Source organism: Variovorax sp. PAMC26660 (genome assembly GCF_014302995.1).
Lineage (GTDB): Bacteria > Pseudomonadota > Gammaproteobacteria > Burkholderiales > Burkholderiaceae_C > Variovorax.
The window spans coordinates 914669-932749 of sequence record NZ_CP060295.1 but is presented as its reverse complement, the minus strand read 5'-3'; the positions used below and the strand labels follow the sequence as shown (position 1 = coordinate 932749).

The following is an 18081-nucleotide window of genomic DNA, read 5'->3' as shown; positions in this document are numbered from 1 at the left end:
GCGAGCGGTATTGGCTCCCTCCCCCGCTGGGGGAGGGTTGGGGTGGGGGCACGACGGCGATCAACGCGTCACGGCCTGCGACCTGTTCAAAGGCCGCATGCCCCCATCCCGGCCTTCCCCCAGCGGGGGAAGGAGAAACACCGGGAGGTCAGTCGATCTTGTCGGTATCGAGCTTGAAGTCGCGCGTCTGGAAGCCGGAGGCCGTGTCCGGGCCGTACCACTTGATGAAGATCTTCTGCGCCTCGCCCGACTTCTCGAGTTCGCGCAGCGTGTCGTCCACCACGGCCTTCAGGCCGGTCTCGCCCTTCTTGATGCCGATGGCCAGCGACTCGGTGCTCAGGTTCTGCTTGAGCACCACGTACTGCGCTTTCTGCGGGCCGAGCTTGGCGTAGCTGCGCAGCAGCGCGGCTTCGTCGTCCACGTAGCCCACGCCCTTGCCCTGCTGCAGCGCCTGGAAGGCCTGCTGGCTCGTGTCGAAGGTCACCACGTCGGCGGTGGGCACGGCCTTGCGGATGTTGGGTTCCTGCGTGCCGCCACGGATGGTCAGCACCTTCTTGCCGCCGAGCTGCGGTACATCGGTGATGCCGCTGTCCTTCTTCACGATGGCCTTCTGGCCGGTCACGAAGGTGGTGAGCGAGAAGTCGATCTGCGCCTCGCGCTCCTTGTTGTGCGTGAGGCCGGCCGCCACCAGGTCCACGTGGCCCTGTTGCAGCTCGGGAATGCGCGCAGCCACGGCGATCTGCTTGAGCACCGGCTTCACGCCGATCTTCTTCGCGATGGCGTTAGCCAGGTCGACTTCGTAGCCCACGATCTGGCGCGTCTTCGGGTCGATGAAGGTGGCGGGTTCGTCGGTGCCGAGCACGCCGACCACGAGTTCGCCCTTCTTCTTGATGTCGGCCAGCTGGTCGGCGTGGGCGACGGTGCCGAGCAGGAAGGTGGAAGCGGCGACGGCCGCGGCAATGAGGTTCAAGCGCATGTTCTTCTCCTTCTGGGAAAGCAAGAGCGGCACCTTATCAATAAAGCTTCAGATCATTAAATGGTCAATTCATATATCGACATGTACGTGCGGCTATGAGCGGGCGACGGCTCATGGCGGCAACTCCCATGGCATGGCTTCGTCTGTCCCGCTGCCGCCGCAATAGGGCCAAGGCTGGGTACCCCGGGTGCCGGTGTAGGAGCCGCCGAAGCTGGCGTTGAACAGGCGCCAGCTTGGTGGGGGCGGTGGCTCGTTGGCCGTGCGAAAAAGCCTGCCGATGAATGAACGTTGCCTCACAGGCGGCGGCGGTTCGACTTCAAAGATACCCAGCATGGTCTCGAGCGATTGCCGCCATTCGGGGCCTGTGCCCACCATGCCGCCGATCTGGCTGGTGTCGAGGTGGACGTACTCGAAGGGCGTCCGTGCCAGCATCGAGGCGAACTGGTTCAGCCAGACCGGGTCCATGCCTGGGAAATGCGAGATCAGCCGCGGGCGTCGCGTGTCGAGCATGGCGATGGCCTGCGCTCTCTTCTTGGCGAGGTAGGGCCAGACGTCGTCCGGCTCTTCCGACTCTCTGCGATCGGCGATGTCTTCGCCATCGAACATGGCAAGCCAGAACAGAGGCACGTGGTACTTGGAGAGCAGGTATGGAGAGGTGTCCGAAAGCTCCCCGCGCCCTGGAGGGGTCTTGACGCCCGAGAAGTACAGCTCCGAATAGTCACCCATGTCTGGCCTCGCAAAACAGATCGGTTGTGGATGTCGTTCGCGGCACCGATGGCCGCGCCGGTGGCATTCTGCCTTTGGGGATGCTGAAGGCCCCGCTTTCGGGCTGGGTTAAATTCGCGGCGCCGAAAACGCGCTCCCGCCGTTCCCCTCTGCATCTCACCCAGCGAGCTTCCCATGATCATCAAACCGCGTGTGCGCGGCTTCATCTGCATTACCACCCATCCTGTGGGTTGCGAAGCCAATGTCCGGCAACAGATCGACTACGTCAAAGCCCAGGCACCCATCTTGGGCGGACCCAAGCGGGTGCTGGTGATCGGCGCATCGACCGGCTACGGCCTGGCCGCGCGCATCACCTCGGCCTTCGGCTGTGGTGCCGACACGCTGGGCGTTTTCTTCGAGCGTGCCGGCAGCGAGACCAAGCCCGCATCGCCCGGTTGGTACAACACCGCGGCGTTCCACCGCGCCGCCACGGCCGAGGGCCGCTACGCGAAGAGCATCAACGGCGACGGCTTCTCCGATGCGGTCAAGCAGCAGACCATCGACACGATCCGCGCGGATCTCGGGCAGGTCGACCTCGTGGTCTACAGCCTGGCCGCACCGCGCCGCACGCATCCGAAGACGGGGCAGGTCTTCACCTCCACGCTCAAGCCCATCGGCAAGGCCGTCAACCTGCGCGGCCTCGACACGGACAACGAGGTCGTCAAAGAGTCGGTGCTGCAGCCCGCCACGCAGGAAGAGATCGACAACACGGTGGCCGTGATGGGCGGCGAAGACTGGCAGATGTGGATCGACGCGTTGCAAGCGGCCGGCGTGCTGGCCGACGGCGTGAAGACCACGGCCTTCACTTACCTGGGCGAGCAGATCACCCACGACATCTACTGGAACGGCTCCATTGGCGCCGCCAAGAAAGACCTCGACCAGAAGGTGCTCGGCCTTCGCGAGACGCTGGCCGAGAAGGGCGGCGACGCGCGCGTGTCGGTGCTGAAGGCGGTGGTCACGCAGGCCAGCTCGGCCATTCCGATGATGCCGCTGTACCTGTCGCTGCTGTTCAAGGTGATGAAGGAAGAGGGCACGCACGAAGGCTGTATCGAGCAGGTGCACGGCCTCTATGCCGAGAGCCTGTACGGCAATGCTCCGCACATCGACGACGAAGGCCGCCTGCGCGCGGACTACAAGGAACTGGCGCCGCAGGTGCAGGCCCGTGTGCAGGAACTGTGGCCGCAGGTGACCAACGAGAACTTGTACGAGCTGACCGATTTCGCCGGCTACAAGACCGAGTTCTTGCGGCTCTTCGGCTTTGCCGTCGAGGGCGTGGACTACGAGGCCGACGTGAATCCCGACGTGGGGATTCCGGACCTGATCCAGGTCTAGGGAGTCCACGGAGGGATACTCCCGCCCATGCAGATTCAAGAAAAACCGCCCGCCGGAACCCCCTTCGAGTGGATCGGCGGCGAACCCAAAGTGCAGGCGCTGGTCGAACGCTTCTATGACCTGATGGACCTGGAGCCGGCCTACGCGCAACTGCGCGCCGTGCACGGCACCAGCCTCGACAACGCACGCCAGCGCCTGTTCTGGTTCCTGTGCGGCTGGCTCGGCGGCCCGCAGCACTACACCGACCGCTTCGGCCATCCGATGCTGCGTGCGCGCCATATGCCGCAGGCCATTGGCGGCCACACCATCGGCATCAAGGAGCGCGACCAGTGGCTGGCCTGCATGGACCAGGCGATGGGCGAGACCGAGGTGCCCGATGCATTGCGCGAGCGCCTGCGCGGCTCGTTCTTCCAGACCGCCGACTGGATGCGCAACCGCGGCGAGTAAGCCAGACAACCAGACAACGACTCCGAAAGACTGTTCTTCATCATGAATTCCATCGTCATCATCGGTGGCGGCCACGCCGCCGCCCAGCTCTGTGCCGGGCTTGCGGAAGCCGGGCAGGGCGCGCGCGTGCACCTGGTCTGCGAAGAGGCTTGCGAGCCGTATCACCGGCCGCCGCTGTCCAAGGCATTCCTGAAAAGCGCCGAAGAAACGACGCAACCGCACAAGGCCACCGACTGGTACCGCGAAGCGGGCATCACGCTGCACCTGGGCGACGCGGCCGTGGCGATCGACCGCGAGGCGCGCACCGTCACGCTGCGCTCGGGTGCGACCCTGCCGTGGGAGCGCCTGGTGCTGGCCACCGGCACGCGCGCACGGCAGATGGCCGAACTGAAGCCGGGGCTTGAAAACGTCGCCAGCCTGCGCGCCGCCGACGAAGCGCATCGCCTGCGCGCGCGGCTTGCTTCGGCCGAACAGGTCACGGTGCTGGGCGGCGGTTTCATCGGGCTCGAAGTGGCCGCGACGGCCAAGGCACTCGGCAAGTCGGTGCAGGTGATCGAAAGCGCGCCGCGCCTGCTGGGCCGTGCCGTGTCGCCCGAACTTTCGGCGCACGTGCTTGCCACGCACCGCGCGGCAGGCATCGACATCGTGCTCGGCGCGCAGACTGGCGCGTTTGAAGTGACAGGCGACCGGCTGGTGTCGATCGAGGTCAACGGCGCGAAGCAGCCTGTGGATCTCTTGCTGCTCGGCATCGGCGCGGTGCCCGAGACGGCATTGGCGCAGGCCGCCGGCCTTGAATGTGCCGACGGCATCGTGGTCGACGGCCACATGCAGACCAGCGCGGCCGACGTGCTCGCGGTGGGCGACTGCACGCGCTTTCCGGATCGCCGCGCGGGCCGCTCGCTGCGGCTCGAATCGGTACAGAACGCCAACGACCAGGCGCGCACTGCAGTGGCCACGCTGACCGGCGCTGCGCGCACGCACGATGCGGTCGCGTGGTTCTGGTCGGACCAGGGCAGCATGCGCCTGCAGATGGTCGGGCTGATGCCGGCCGAAGGCACGCCGGGCCTGAGCAGCGTGCGCCGCCCGGGGCCCAAGCCCGAGGCGTTCTCGCTGTTCCATTACGTCGACGGCCAGCTCGTGTGCGTCGAGTCGGTGAATGCGCCGGTCGATCACATGATGAGCCGCAAGCTGCTCGAAGCCGGCCGCAGCCCCGACCCCGTGGCAATCGCCGATGCTTCAATACCACTAAAGAATCACCTGTCGTAGCCGCGCCGCAAGTCAGGGTGGATTCACCACCCTGTCACTCTGCTTTCAGAGACTGGGTCTTCCTCAAATCAGCAGGGAGACCCCTCGATGAAGAAAGCAGTGGCTGCGTCGCTTTGGCGCCTCGCCCCCATGTCCACCTGTGCCGCAGTTTTGGCCGCCGCGCTCACCGCCTGTGGTGGCGGAGGCGGAGGCGGCCCGGTCTTTCCGCCGGTCGTGCCGGTGCCTGGTCCCGCACCCGTTGCCGCAGGCACGCGCACGACGGTCGCGTTGCTGGAGACCACCGACCTGCACTTCAACGTGCGCAGCTACGACTACTTCAAGCTCGCCGAAGACAAGTCGTACGGCTATGAACGCACCGCCACGCTGATCAACGCGGCGCGCAAGGAGTTTCCGAACACGGTGCTGCTGGACAACGGCGACACCATCCAGGGCACGGCGCTGGCCGACTATGAAGCGCTGGTGAGCCGCATCCCGTGCACCCAGCCGCTGTCGATCTACAAGGTCATGAACGCCACCGGCTACGACGCCGGCACGCTGGGCAATCACGAGTTCAACTACAGCCTGGATTTTCTTAACCAGGTGATTGGCGGCGGCCTCGATGTCGAGGGCGTCGACGGCACGAAGAAGTGCGCTGGCCCGACCTTCCCCATGGTGCTGGCGAACGTGCAGAGCGTGAAGAGCGGCAAGCCGCTGCTGGCGCCCTACACCATCGTGACCAAGCAGTTCACCGCGACCGGCCCCGACGGCAAGGCCGTGACGGTGCCGATCAAGGTCGGTGTGATCGGCTTCACCACGCCCGGCATCCTGAACTGGGACAAGCGTTTCCTCGAAGGCAAGGTGAGCACCCAGGGCGCGGTGGAAGCGGCCACCAAGTACATCCCCGAGCTGCGCGCCAAGGGCGTCGATATCGTGGTGGCGCTGCAGCACGGTGGCCTCGATGCCTCGCCCTATTCGCCGACGATGGAAAGCCCTGGCCTTTATCTGTCGAAGGTGCCGGGCATCGACGCGCTGATGATGGGGCACCAGCACGGCACCTTCCCTGACCCCGGCACCAACCCGAGCTACAAGCAGCCGGGCGTGGACAACAAGGCCGGCACCGTCAATGGCGTGCCGGCCGTGATGGCCAGCTCGTGGGGCAAGGCGCTGGGCCTGATCAGGCTCGATCTTGTGTATGACGGCAAGGCCTGGAGCGTGGACAAGACCAAGACGGCCGTCGAGGTGCGCTCCACGCAGACCGGCAAGGACGGCGCAGGCAAGGCGATCTACGTCGATGCCGACCCCAGCGTTGCACCGCTGATCGAAACCCAGCACCGGGCCGCAATCACGTACGTGAAGACGCCGATCGGCAGCACCGACTTCCGCATGAACACCTACTTTGCGGACGTGGGCGATCCGGGCGCGATCCAGATCGTGAACCAGGCGCAGGCCGACTATGTGACGACCTACATCCAGGCCAACCTGCCGCAGTACGCGAGCCTGCCGGTGCTGTCGGTGAGTGCGCCCTTCAAGTCGGGCTATGAAGGCGGACGCGACTACACCGACGTGGCCGTTGGCAACCTGGCGATCTTCAACGCGGCCGACCTGTACCTGTACCCGAACACGGTGTATGCGGTGAAGGTCACGGGCGCGGAGATCAAGGGCTGGCTCGAAGCGGCGGCCAAGCGCTTCAACAAGATCAGCACTTCCGTCACGACGGACCAGCAGCTCATCAGCACCTTCCCGGGCTACAACTTCGACATGTTCACCACGCCGGACATGCAGTACGAGATCGACGTGACGCAGGACGTGGGCAGCCGCATCAAGAACCTGACGTACATGGGCGCAGCCATCGACCCGGCGAAGGAATTTGTCATCGCGACGAACAACTACCGTGCGACGAGTGGTGGGAGCTTCATTCCTGCGCTGGACGGGCGCGCGACGATCTATGCATCGCCCGATGCGAACCGCGACGTGCTGATCGCGTACATCAAGGCCAAGAAGACCATCACGCGCGCAACCAATGGTGCGGCGCGCAGCTGGCGCTTCACGCAGGTGACAACGGCGGGGAACGTGGTGTTCACGTCGGGGCAGGGGCAGTTGGGCGCGGCGACGGATGCGGGGCTCGCGAACATCTCGGTGCTGACGCCGGACGACGGCAGTGGCAAGGGCCGCTCGGTCTACAAGCTGGACCTGAGCAAGTAACCCGCATTGCTCCCTCCCCTTCGGGGGAGGGCAGGGGTGGGGGGCACGACGGCGTTGCCGCATGCGTGGCGCCTGTTCGACGGCCTGCCCCCATCCCAACCTTCCCCCGGAGGGGGAAGGAGCAAGACTCAGCGACGCACGGGCGCTAGGAGCACCACGAGGGCTCCCGCCCCGCCTTCGGCGGGCTTCGCCTGCACGAAGGCAATCACCTCGTTCTTCTGGATCAGCCAGCGCTGCGTCTTGGTCTTGAGCACCGGCTGCTTGCCGGGCGAGCCCAGGCCCTTGCCGTGCACCACGCGCACGCAACGCAGGCCTTGCTTGTGGGACGTGCGGATGAAGCCGCCGAGGGCCTCGCGCGCCTCGTCGCTGCGCAGGCCGTGCAGATCGACTTGAGCCTGTATCGACCAGTCGCCCCTGCGCAGCCGCGCGGTCACGTCGGTGCCGATGCCGGGGCGGCGAAAGCTCATGGCGTCGTCGACGTCGAGCAGCGTGGTCACGTCGAACTCGTCGGACAGCGATTCGCGCAGCACGCGCTGCTCGTCGAGCTGGTGCTGCACCGGGATCGGCGCGGGAGGCTCGGGCGTCAGTGGCACGGAGGCCTTGCGGCGCAGCGGTTCGGTGGCACCGATGGCGCGGGTGAACAGGTCTTTTTCGGCTGCGCGCCTGCGTTCGGCGGCGGCCTTCGCAGCCGCCTCGGCAGCTTCGCGCTCGCGGGTTTCGGCGAGCACGCGCTGCACCTGCTTGAGATCGGCAAGATTCTTCAGAGAAGGTGGACGCGAGGCCATCAGAGCAGTCCTTTTTCTGCCATCGAGAAACTCAACCCCGGGCTCACGATGATGTGGTCGAGCACGCGCACGTCGACCAGCGCCAGCGCGGCCTGCAGCGTCTTGGTGAGCGATTCGTCGGCGCGCGAGGGTTCGATGCTGCCGCTCGGGTGGTTGTGCGCCAGCACCACGGCTGCGGCCTGGTGGTGCAGGGCGCGCGTGACCACTTCACGCGGGTACACGCTGGTCTGCGTGAGCGTGCCGCGAAACATTTCTTCCATGGCGATCAGGCGGTGCTGCACGTCGAGGAACAGCACCGCGAACACCTCGTGCGGGCGAGCGCCGATGTGCATCTGCAGGTATTGCCTGACCGCATCGGGCGAGTCGAACACCGTGCGGTGCCGGAGCTTTTCGCCCATGGCGCGGCGCGCCAGCTCGAGCACCGCGATCAGCTCGGAGCGCTTGGCGTCGCCGCCCATGCCCTTGATGGTCTTGAGGTCGTCGGCGCGGGTGTGCAGCAGCCCCGACAGGCCGCCGAAGCGTTCGAGCAGTTGCTGCGCGAGCTGGAGCACGTTCTTGCCCGCCACGCCGGTGCGCAGCAGCAGTGCCAGCAGCTCGGCGTCGGCCAGCGCGGCGGCGCCCCGCGCGATGAGCTTTTCGCGCGGGCGGGCGTCGATTGGGAGATCCTTGAATGCCATGAAACCCTGCTGAAACCTTGGCGGATGCGGGTCGAAGTCCCGATCCTTAAAATGAGGGCCAGTTTATCGGGACACCCACCTTGTCTTTGCCCACCTCTGATGCCTCCATGTCCCATGTTGTGACTTCCGGCTCCTTCCTGACCCTGCACTACCGGCTGGCCGGTCCGGCGGGCGACATCATCAACACCTTTGCCGACAAGCCCGCGACCCTGTCGCTCGGCACCGGCGAGCTTTCGCCTGCCATGGAGCAGCGCCTGCTGGGTCTGGAAGAGGGCACGCACGCCACCTTCGAGCTGCCGGCCGGCGAGGCTTTCGGCGAGCGCAATCCCGAAATGCAGCAATGGGTGGCCAAGAAGCTGCTCGCGAAGATGGGCGATCCCGACGAGCAGTACGCCAACGGCGATGTCGTGCAGTTCCCCACGCCAGACGGCACGGGCAGCTACGCAGGCGCGGTGATCGAATCGAACGAGACCGCCGTGCGCTTCGACTTCAATCATCCGCTGGCCGGCCAGCCCGTGACCTTTGAAGTGAAGCTGATCGGAGTTCTATGACGCCCCCACGCTCATCGCTTCGCGTATCGCTGCCCCCCGAGGGGGCGCGTGTCTCCTTTGGGGCGGCCCGGCAGGAGGCACGATGAACCCCGACATCTCCGAAGTCCTCCTGGCCGAGCCGCGCGGTTTCTGCGCCGGGGTCGACCGTGCCATCGAGATCGTCGAGCGTGCGCTCGCCAAGTTCGGCGCACCGATCTACGTGCGCCACGAGATCGTGCACAACACCTATGTGGTGAACGAGCTCAAGGCCAAGGGTGCGATCTTCATCGAGGAACTGTCCGATGTGCCGCCCGGCGCCACGCTGGTGTTCAGCGCGCACGGCGTGAGCAAGGCGGTGGAGCAGGAGGCGCGCGATCGCGGCTTCGAGATCTTCGACGCCACCTGCCCGCTGGTGACCAAGGTGCACGTCGAGGTTGCCAAGCTCGCCAAGGAAGGCTACGAGTTCATCATGATCGGCCACAAGGGGCACCCCGAGGTCGAGGGCACGATGGGCCAGTTGTCCAGCGGCATCCACCTCGTGGAAGACGTGAAGGACGTGGCGACGGTGTCGCCCGGGCAGACCGACAAGCTCGCGGTCGTCACCCAGACCACGCTGAGCGTGGACGACGCAGCCGAGATCGCGGCTGCCGTGCGCGCGCGCTTTCCCAAAGTGCGCGAGCCCAAGCAGCAGGACATCTGCTACGCCACCCAGAACCGCCAGGACGCGGTGAAGATCATGAGCCCGCAGGTCGATCTCGTGATCGTGGTCGGCAGCCCCACCAGCTCCAACAGCAACCGGCTGCGCGAACTGGCCCAGCGCCTGGGCACCGAAAGCTACATGGTCGATTCGGCCGACGAGCTCAAGCCCGAGTGGTTCGACGGCAAGACGCGCATCGGACTCACGGCTGGTGCCTCGGCGCCCGAAGTGCTGGTGCGCGAGGTGATCGACCGCGTGCGCGCGCTCGGCGCGGTGTCGGTCCGCAAGATGGACGGCATCGAGGAAACCATCAAGTTCCCGCTCCCCAAGGGCCTGAAGCTCGACGACATTCCGCCCCCAGGGCACATCTCTTGAACACCATGAATACAACCAACTGGCGCTCTGAAATAGATAGCGCCATCCAAAGGCTGCGCGAGCGTTCCGGCAATTTTCTGCGTGAAACCCCGCTCTGGAAGCTGCCGGCGGCCGCGTTCGGCATCACGGTGCCGGGCGTCGAGGTCTGGCTCAAGCTCGAACACATGCAGGTCAGCGGCAGTTTCAAGGCGCGCGGCATGATGAACCGGCTGCTGGCCAACGACATCCCCGAAAGCGGTGTGGTCGTGGCATCCGGTGGCAATGCCGGCATTGCCACCGCAGCCGCAGCCAAGGCGCTGGGCGTGCGCTGCCAGGTGTTCCTGCCCGGTGTGTCGCCCGAAGCCAAGCGTGCGCGTTTGCGGGCGCTGGGCGCTGAAGTGGTCGTGGTCGGTGAGCTGTACCCCGACGCACTGGCTGCCTGCCTGACGCGCCAGAAGGAAACCGGCGCCTTGCTGACCCACGCCTACGACCAGCCCGAAGTGGTGGCTGGCGCAGGCACGCTGGGGCACGAGATCGAAACGCAGGGCGGCCTGCCCGATTCGGTGCTGGTGAGCGTCGGTGGTGGCGGCCTGATCGGTGGCCTGGCCGGCTGGTTCGAGAAGCGCGCCCGTGTGGTGGCGCTCGAACCCGAGAAGTCGCCCACGCTGTTCCGCGCCCGCGAGGCCGGCGAGCCGGTTGATGTCGACGTGAGCGGCATTGCGGCCGATTCGCTCGGCGCGCGCCGCATCGGCGCCATCGCGTGGGAGATCACGCAGCAGCAGGTGCAAGACGCGCTGCTGCTGTCCGACGAGTCGATCCGTGCCGCGCAGCAGTGGATGTGGAAAGAGATGAAGCTCGCCGTCGAGGCTGCCGCCGCACTGCCGCTGGCGGCGCTGCAGACCGGCGCCTACGTGCCGCGCGAAGGCGAGAAGGTGTGCCTGATCATCTGCGGCGCGAACGTCGATCCGGCCACCGTCGCCTGATCCCGCGGGCAGGGTGGGCACGGCCGATGCCGCGCCCACCTAAAATCGGCCGATGCTCGACATCACCCTGCTCCGAAAAGACCTGGCCTCCGCTGTGGCCGGCCTCGAAAAACGCAAGAAGAACCAGCCTTATCTCGACGTGTCGGCGTTCAGCGCGCTCGAAGCCGAGCGCAAGACCGTCCAGACCCGCACCGAAGAAATCCAGGCACGCCGCAACACGCTGAACAAGCAGATCGGCCCGCTCAAGGCCAAGGGCGAATCGGTTGATGCGCTCATGGCCGAAGTCAATGCGCTCAAGGCCGAGCAGGAATCGCAATCGAAGCGGCTCGAAGAAATTCAGCCCGAGCTGCACGCGCTGCTGCTCGCGGTGCCCAACCTGCCGCACGCCAGCGTGCCGCTCGGCGAAGACGAAACCGGCAACGTCGAAATGCGTCGCTGGGCTCCGCAAGGCGGCGCTGGTGCTGACGCCAAACCATTGGCCTTCGCCGCGAAAGACCACGTGGACCTCGGCGCGCCGCTGGGTCTCGACTTCGAGATGGGCGCCAAGCTCGCCGGCTCGCGCTTCACCGTGATGAAGGGGCCGATCGCCCGCCTGCACCGCGCGCTCGCGCAGTTCATGCTCGACATCCAGACCGAAAAGCACGGCTATGCCGAGTGCTACGTGCCCTACATCGTCAATGCCGCCACGCTCAGCGGCACCGGCCAGTTGCCCAAGTTCGAGGGTGACCTGTTCGCCGCGAAGAAGGGTGGCCAGGACGGTGAGCCCGCGCCCGACCATTCGGCGCTGTACCTGATCCCGACCAGCGAAGTGCCGCTGACCAACTTCGTGCGCGACGAAGTGGTGCCCGAGTCGCAACTGCCGATCAAGCTCACGGCCCACACGCCGTGCTTTCGCTCGGAAGCCGGCAGCGCGGGCCGCGACACGCGCGGCATGATCCGCCAGCACCAGTTCGACAAGGTCGAGATGGTGCAGATCGTGCACCCCGAAAAGAGCTACGACGCGCTCGAACAGATGACCGGCCATGCTGAAGTCGTGCTGCAGGCGCTGGAGCTGCCGTACCGTGTGGTGCTGCTGTGCACCGGTGACATGGGTTTCGGTTCGACCAAGACCTACGACCTTGAAGTCTGGTTGCCGGCGCAGAACACCTACCGCGAGATCAGCTCGGTATCGAACTGCGAGGCCTTCCAGGCACGTCGTCTGCAGGCGCGGTTCAAGAACGTGCAGGGCAAGAACGAACTCGTGCACACCCTCAACGGCTCTGGCCTGGCAGTAGGGCGCGCGCTGGTGGCCGTGCTGGAAAACCACCAGAACGAAGACGGCTCGATCAACGTACCTGCAGCGTTGCGGCCGTACATCGGCGGCATCGAAGTTTTGCGCGGTTGAAGCAGGGGCTTCAAAAAAGCGGGATTTCATCCGCTATAATCGAAGGCTCGACAGCACCGGAGAGGTGGCAGAGTGGTCGAATGTACCTGACTCGAAATCAGGCGTACTAGCGATAGTACCGAGGGTTCGAATCCCTCCCTCTCCTCCAAACTCAAGCCCCAGTAGCAGCCCTTGTTACTGGGGCTTTTTGCTGGGCGCGGGGCTTGGAGCACTGGTTGGCTGGCCGCGTGCAATGGTTTTGCCCATGTTTTGGTTTGCCCCCGTGCGCGGTGGGTGTTGGCGCCAGGCCGAAGTCCAGCAAACAGAAGAGTAAGGCAGCGGGCACAACGCGGCCAAAACCAGCCATTTAGCTGGTCGCTTAAATGAACCCTGTAACCCTTGGTCGAGGGCAGGACTTGTCAGTTTGCGCGTTTCGCTGCCCGCCAGCCTGCTCCAAGTACTCTACAAACCCGTCGAAGGCATCCAACAAGGGCTGGAACCGCGCTGCACCGCCTTCCAGTTGGCACAAGGCGTAGCAGGTCGCCTCCAGCGTGGACAGTTGGTCGGGCCCATGGGCTTTGCGGATACGGTAGTGCGAAGGCGGCACGTTGTGCAGGGCCAAGCGGGGCAACTGTTGCAGTGGCGGGCTTTGGTAGAGCATCTTTCGGCTTTTGCGCCAGGTGCCGTCCAGCACGACCAGGCGCAGGCGCGACTGGGCTTGCGGCCACTCGGACGGTAGCGGGGGCGGGACCCGCAGGTCCGGGGCGGTATCTTGCAGACTGTCTGGGTACAGCAGCAGCGTGTGCTTGCCGTCCACCGGCCAGACTGGCACGGCAAATGCCTCACCCACCACCAAGCGGCAGTGCGCCAAGCTGAGGTGCAGCAGGCGGGCACTGCCTTTGGCCTGGTGTACCTCCAGCGGGTGCTGCAGCACCAGTACCTCCACCGCGTGGGCGGTGGGCGCGACCCAGCGGCAAATGCAGGCGCTGAGCGGGCGCAGGCAAGCGGTGCACTGGGGGCGTGGGACTAAAGCGGCGGACATGGCTGGATTTTATTCAGCATGCCTGGCTAGACAATGCGTGGAAGGAGATGTCGCTTGGCTTTGGCGCGACGACCGGCAGCTTTGGACAATGTCGGAAGACCGCAGTGGGCCCATATCCGCCGATGGCGGTGGGGTGGTAGATGCCCTCTTTTTGACGAATGGCATTGCGGGCATTCAACGACGCGCCGCTCGGGTGAGCAGCCCCGCCAGTCAGGTAAGTTTTTTGCGACGATTCGGTGCGCCGCTGTCGGTCACACGCTCACCTCCACACTGGGTTCCGGATGCTCTTGCTCGAAATGCTCGTTATCGTGATTCTTCCTGCAATCTACGTTGCTGGAAGCGCGCTCCTTGCATGGCCAACAATCTCTCGCCCTTGGCTCTTTGTCGTTCTGACACTGTGCGCGATGTATCTGCTCTACGTTGCGGTCTTCTTTCTTCTACCAGCGCCGCCGCAGGGCTACTACTCCGAAGTAGGGGTGAATGCGCAGCGAGAAACCGAGGTCATCACGAGATCAACCGACGGAAGAGTTGAGCCATCGATGCTTCGTGATGTTCTCAAGCAAATTGCGGTGTTTTCGCTGCTGGCATTTCCGTCGCTTTGGGGGGCGATTCGCCTTTTCCGTCGGTGATCGATTGAACCTGCGGCCGGAACTACGAACGTCGGCCGAGGGGCATGCCTGCTGATGGCTTTGGTATTGAGCGTCTGAGCAGCACGCAGATCGGGGTGGAACTCGCGACCGTGCTACAAGCGGCCAGAACCTGTCATTCAGACCAATGAGCTATCTTCGACCTTTACTGGAAAGCGAATCCTTGCGGATGCAGTTTCCGATCTGCCCTCTCGGCGTGCCGATTGCACGGATCTCTGCGCAACTGGAAATTCCGTTTGGCGATTTTCATGAAATGGGCGAGTGTCTGCGGGAGATGTCCACCGTGGATGTGATTTCACCGCACATTCTGCCGCGCTCCCGGCGCCCTCATGTATCAGGCGGAGCACCCCTTCCGGCGCCCGGCGCGGCGTCGATGCGTGCCTCGATGAGGCTTCCCTCGCACGACGAGGTGATCCGGAACTCTGCGCCGATCCGGCTGGCGCGCGCCTCCATGCTGCGCAGGCCGATGCCGAGCATGGACTCCGACACCATGGCCGCGTCGAAACCGACGCCGTTGTCCTCTACCGCCAGCCGCGTCTGGCCATCGGCCTGTACCGACAGCGAGACGTGCAGGCGGGTGGCGCGGCTGTGCTTGATGGCGTTGGTCAGCGCTTCTTCCAGGATGCGTGTCAGGCCGAGCAACTGCTTGGTGGACAGCGGCGATGGCCAGGTCGGCGGAACCTGCCATTCGCTGTCGATGCCGAGTTCGTCGAACAGCTGGACGAAGCGGTAGCGGATCGGCGCCAGCCACTGCAATGGCGTATCAGCCACGGTGGTGGACGCGCTGCTGCTGGTGTCGATCACCTGGCGCAGATCGTCGCGCAGCGACTTGAACATCGACAGGTACTGCTTGACCTCGATCGCCTGCCCCGACTGTTCCACCAGCGCGATCGAGCGCACCAGCGAGCCGCCGAGGCCGTCGTGCAGGTCGTGCGCGACCTGGAGGCGTTCGCTCAGGCGCACGTTGTCGAGTTCCAGCCGATGCTCGCGCGTCAGCGTGCGTGCCAGGTCGTCGCGGGCGAGGCGGACCTGCCCCTCGAGCTCGACATTGAAGGACTCGGCCCGCTTCACGCTGCGCGCGAACCGGCTGGCGAGGATCAGCGTCATGCCGATCGTGATCAGGGGCGAAGTGATCGGCGTGTAGGCGGAGCCCGCGCCGATGAGGCCCAGCACCAGCAGCGTGTCGTGTACCGCCGCGACCAGAAAACCCACAAGGCACGCCGCCAGCAGCAGGTGTTCGATCTCGCGCGTGCGACTTGCCCGCACGATGAACTGCAGGCAGGCCGCGATGAAAAGCAGCACGCAGCTAAAGAAGACGGTGCGTGTCGCGTTCGCATACCAGCTCGGGGGCATGAACAGGAACAGCAGTGCAACCGCGCCGCTGACGGCCCACAGCGTGCGCGCCAGGCGCGGGAAGCGCTGACCGCCGAAGGCCCACAGGAACATGCACAGGGCGTTGCAAAAGAAAGTCATGCTGACCGTGACAAGGCGCGACCAGCCTTCGGTGGTGCTGAAAGGCCAGGGCGTCGTGACCACGGTATTGCTGAAGAACAGCAGCCAGGTGGCGGAGGTCAGGGCGTACCACCCGTAGGCGCTGTCCTGGCGGCGTAACAGCCACAGCGCCAGGAAGAAGGCACCGAGCGTGGCCGAGATGACCAGGTTGATGCCCGGCAAGGTGCGGACAAAGAAGCTCCGGTTCTGCGCGTGCGATGCCGCCGCGTCGACGCTCGCGATCATCAGGTTGCCCAGGCCGGAGTCGAAACGGCTGGCGCCGACGACCTGGATGAACAGGGCGTTGCCTTCAGGCCGCAGCGCCGCGGACGGAAGGGCGAAGAAGCGCGGCATGTTCCAGCTGCGGCTCAGCGGTTCCACGAGGCTGGGATCGCGCCAGAGCAAGGTCTGGTTGACGAAGACAGCGCCGGCCATGTTGAGGTAGTCCAGCGCCACGCCCAACTGCGCGGCGCTGTCGGCGTTGCCGGCCTGGGCCGCACAGGGCAGGCTCCAGTCGATGCGATACCACGCCGTGCCTTTGAAATCGGACCATCGCTGCGTCCAGCGGTCCGGCAGGCTGGCGGGCTCCCAGCCGGTCCGTGGCAGCGCCGCCGGATCGCGGATGTCCGGCGCGGCGCGCAACACCGACACGGCCTCGATGCGGGGCGCGCAGTCCTGGCTCCAGGCACCGGTGGCCGTGAGCAGCAGGATCAGGGCAACAAGCCACGAGAGCGCGCCTCGAAGACCGCCTTGGTCCGACTCGAAACGGCGAGCTTTTGGTAGATGTGCTTGATGTGGCATTCAACGGTATGTCGGGACAGGAGGAGCTGCTGCGCAATCTCCCGGTTGGTCAGGCCCTGCGCGACGAACTGCAGGATCTCGCGTTCGCGCGGTGTCAGGTCGACATCGGGTCGTCCCCCATCCGCCCGCGCTTCCTCGCGGCGCGGCGAAGCGGGTGCCGTCGCATGCGTCGCGGCGGGCGCCGCGTCATCGTTGGCCGCGGTCGGCGGTGAATGTGCCAGCTCGAGGATGCGCCGGGCGATGAAGGGATCGATGGGTGCGCCGCCACGCAGCACGCTGCGCACCGACAGCGACAACTCGATGTCGTCGCGCTCCTTCAATACATAGCCGGTCGCGCCGCTGCGCAACGCATTCAGGATGACGTCTTCCGTGCTCCAGGCCGAGATGACGAGGATCGGCAAGGCGGGGTCGTCGGCCCTCAGTTCCTCGATCAGCGACACGCCGCTGCCGTCGGGCAGGCCGATGTCCACCAGCGCCAGCGCATGCGGCTGCGCGGCCATGTGGGCGCGCGCCTGCGCGATCGACTTGGCGAAGACCAGCGCGTCATTGCCGTAGCCCAGCGCCGCCAGCACGCCGTAGATGCGGCGCTGCATCAACGCATCGTCCTCGACCACCAGCACGGGGGCCGGAAGAACCGCGTCGCGCCCGCCTTCGGGGCCCAGCTGCAGAGTGCGCGCCGGGCCGCCTGATTCCATTGCCATTTGCTTCCTTCGCCGCGATCGCACGCGTGCTCATGTGTCCGGCGAGTCTGACCGCCCGGCGGACATCGGAAATCACCATATCTGGTGAGCTCGCCGCGCACGCGTGTCGACCGGTGCGTCAGGGCAGGAAAGACTCAGTTGAACTTCGAATTATCGGCATCGTTGGTGTAGGCGGACTTCGTGACCGCCACCGCCGACACGGCGATCGGCTGCAGGAAGGTGGACACCGTGCCCGCGTAGGTCTTCAAGGTCTCCCAGCCTGTATTGGGGTCGTACTTCGCCTGCTTTTTGCAGTAGCACCACAGTTTGCAGTCCACATGCTGCGTCTGGATCGCCGTGATTTGCATGGCTTGAGCGGCATTGCTGGGGCTCAAAGTAGTCATCAGGGCAATTTGATCGCGCACGTTTTTCGTGATCTTGTTGGTCATGTCCGTGAGCTGCACCTCCTGGACACGCTCCAGATCCGCAATCCAGCCGTCCACCGCATCCATCACTCTCTTGAACTTGTCCAACTCTTCCTTGAGCATCTTCTTTCGGCGCTGCACCTGCTCGTACAAAAGAGTGAACTGGTACATGTCATCGCATCTTTGGGGGCTTGTGTTGTAGACCCCGATTCCTTCGTTGAGCGCTTCAAAAGACTGGGCGACCTTCCAGCGATACCTGTCGAGGTTTTCGACCGTCAGCTCCTTGATGCCGAATTTGGCCATGTCCTCGTTCGAAGCGCCGGTACCCGTATGACTGCCATGAAGTGCGCCCCGGACCTTCCCGTTGACCGCGTCGACGACCGCACCTACGACGGAGCCCACGACAGGAACCGGTATCAAGGCAAGGAACAGCTTTCCCACGCCCACAGCCGCTCCAATGCCCTTGCTGGCGAAAGAACCCTTGCTCGAGAACGCACTGCGCGTCGAGTGGAAGAGACGGGAGTGCGCAATCTGCGAGCCCATGCTCTTGTTTGCCACTTCCAATTCAGCTTGCTTGAATGGATCTGGATTGAACGCCATATCTTTTCCTCATGAATATAAAAATCATCAACAAATGAA

General features: G+C 65.0%; 17 protein-coding genes and 1 tRNA gene. 10 read left to right on the top strand and 8 right to left on the bottom strand.

The annotated features are described in order from the left end of the window. Positions 1 to 148: 148 nt before the first annotated feature. Positions 149 to 976, bottom strand: a complete 828-nt coding sequence (locus H7F35_RS04365) for an ABC transporter substrate-binding protein (RefSeq protein ID WP_187111742.1) — start codon at positions 974 to 976, stop codon at positions 149 to 151. A 111-nt stretch (positions 977 to 1087) separates the two neighbouring features. Beyond that, on the bottom strand, positions 1088 to 1702 hold the full coding sequence (locus tag H7F35_RS04360) for a hypothetical protein (RefSeq protein WP_187111741.1): 615 nt from the start codon (positions 1700 to 1702) through the stop codon (positions 1088 to 1090). 174 nt (positions 1703 to 1876) lie between these two features. Here H7F35_RS04360 and fabV point away from each other — a divergent pair, with 174 nt between their 5' ends. From fabV to H7F35_RS04340, 4 genes are all read left to right on the top strand, one after another. Continuing rightward, a complete protein-coding gene (gene fabV, locus H7F35_RS04355; protein WP_187111740.1) occupies positions 1877 to 3073 on the top strand; it encodes an enoyl-ACP reductase FabV in 1197 nt (398 codons plus the stop codon). 27 nt (positions 3074 to 3100) lie between these two features. Then, a complete protein-coding gene (locus H7F35_RS04350) occupies positions 3101 to 3520 on the top strand; it encodes a group II truncated hemoglobin (protein ID WP_187111739.1) in 420 nt (139 codons plus the stop codon). A 42-nt stretch (positions 3521 to 3562) separates the two neighbouring features. Beyond that, complete coding sequence (locus H7F35_RS04345) at positions 3563 to 4786, top strand: NAD(P)/FAD-dependent oxidoreductase (RefSeq protein WP_187111738.1); 1224 nt, start codon at positions 3563 to 3565, stop codon at positions 4784 to 4786. 129 nt (positions 4787 to 4915) lie between these two features. Next, entirely contained in the window at positions 4916 to 6967 is a 2052-nt protein-coding gene (locus H7F35_RS04340; RefSeq protein ID WP_410010811.1) for a bifunctional 2',3'-cyclic-nucleotide 2'-phosphodiesterase/3'-nucleotidase, read from the top strand. 128 nt (positions 6968 to 7095) lie between these two features. Here H7F35_RS04340 and H7F35_RS04335 read toward each other — a convergent pair whose 3' ends face one another. Together H7F35_RS04335 and radC are read right to left on the bottom strand one after the other, a co-directional pair. Continuing rightward, positions 7096 to 7752, bottom strand: coding sequence for a Smr/MutS family protein (locus H7F35_RS04335; RefSeq protein ID WP_187111736.1), 657 nt, complete (start codon positions 7750 to 7752; stop codon positions 7096 to 7098). Further along, complete coding sequence (gene radC, locus H7F35_RS04330; protein ID WP_187111735.1) at positions 7752 to 8429, bottom strand: RadC family protein; 678 nt, start codon at positions 8427 to 8429, stop codon at positions 7752 to 7754. The genes H7F35_RS04335 and radC overlap by 1 nt, the downstream gene beginning before the upstream one ends. Before the next feature lie 107 nt (positions 8430 to 8536). On the opposite strand from radC, the gene H7F35_RS04325 reads away from it, so the two are divergent. From H7F35_RS04325 to H7F35_RS04305, 5 genes are all read left to right on the top strand, one after another. Beyond that, entirely contained in the window at positions 8537 to 8980 is a 444-nt protein-coding gene (locus H7F35_RS04325; protein ID WP_187111734.1) for a peptidylprolyl isomerase, read from the top strand. An 82-nt stretch (positions 8981 to 9062) separates the two neighbouring features. Next, positions 9063 to 10031, top strand: coding sequence for a 4-hydroxy-3-methylbut-2-enyl diphosphate reductase (ispH, locus tag H7F35_RS04320; RefSeq protein WP_187111733.1), 969 nt, complete (start codon positions 9063 to 9065; stop codon positions 10029 to 10031). Next, positions 10028 to 10993: a threonine/serine dehydratase gene (locus H7F35_RS04315; protein ID WP_187111732.1), complete on the top strand. Its 966-nt coding sequence runs from the start codon at positions 10028 to 10030 to the stop codon at positions 10991 to 10993. The genes ispH and H7F35_RS04315 overlap by 4 nt, the downstream gene beginning before the upstream one ends. 52 nt (positions 10994 to 11045) lie before the next feature. After that, positions 11046 to 12377, top strand: a complete 1332-nt coding sequence (serS, locus tag H7F35_RS04310; protein ID WP_187111731.1) for a serine--tRNA ligase — start codon at positions 11046 to 11048, stop codon at positions 12375 to 12377. Positions 12378 to 12435: 58 nt separating this feature from the next. Further along, positions 12436 to 12525: transfer RNA gene (locus tag H7F35_RS04305), tRNA-Ser, on the top strand. 210 nt (positions 12526 to 12735) lie between these two features. Here H7F35_RS04305 and H7F35_RS04300 read toward each other — a convergent pair. Beyond that, on the bottom strand, positions 12736 to 13398 hold the full coding sequence (locus tag H7F35_RS04300) for a tRNA-uridine aminocarboxypropyltransferase (RefSeq protein ID WP_187111730.1): 663 nt from the start codon (positions 13396 to 13398) through the stop codon (positions 12736 to 12738). A 281-nt stretch (positions 13399 to 13679) separates the two neighbouring features. On the opposite strand from H7F35_RS04300, the gene H7F35_RS04295 reads away from it, so the two are divergent. Further along, a complete protein-coding gene (locus tag H7F35_RS04295) occupies positions 13680 to 14027 on the top strand; it encodes a hypothetical protein (RefSeq protein ID WP_187111729.1) in 348 nt (115 codons plus the stop codon). A 345-nt stretch (positions 14028 to 14372) separates the two neighbouring features. On the opposite strand, the gene H7F35_RS04290 is transcribed toward H7F35_RS04295, so the two are convergent. The 3 genes from H7F35_RS04290 to H7F35_RS04280 all read right to left on the bottom strand — a co-directional run bounded on the left by H7F35_RS04290 (position 14373) and on the right by H7F35_RS04280 (position 18042). Beyond that, complete coding sequence (locus H7F35_RS04290) at positions 14373 to 16337, bottom strand: 7TM diverse intracellular signaling domain-containing protein (protein WP_187111728.1); 1965 nt, start codon at positions 16335 to 16337, stop codon at positions 14373 to 14375. Beyond that, positions 16247 to 17038, bottom strand: coding sequence for a response regulator transcription factor (locus tag H7F35_RS04285; protein ID WP_410010761.1), 792 nt, complete (start codon positions 17036 to 17038; stop codon positions 16247 to 16249). The genes H7F35_RS04290 and H7F35_RS04285 overlap by 91 nt, the downstream gene beginning before the upstream one ends. Before the next feature lie 134 nt (positions 17039 to 17172). Next, positions 17173 to 18042, bottom strand: coding sequence for a hypothetical protein (locus tag H7F35_RS04280; protein ID WP_187111727.1), 870 nt, complete (start codon positions 18040 to 18042; stop codon positions 17173 to 17175). Positions 18043 to 18081 lie beyond the last annotated feature (39 nt).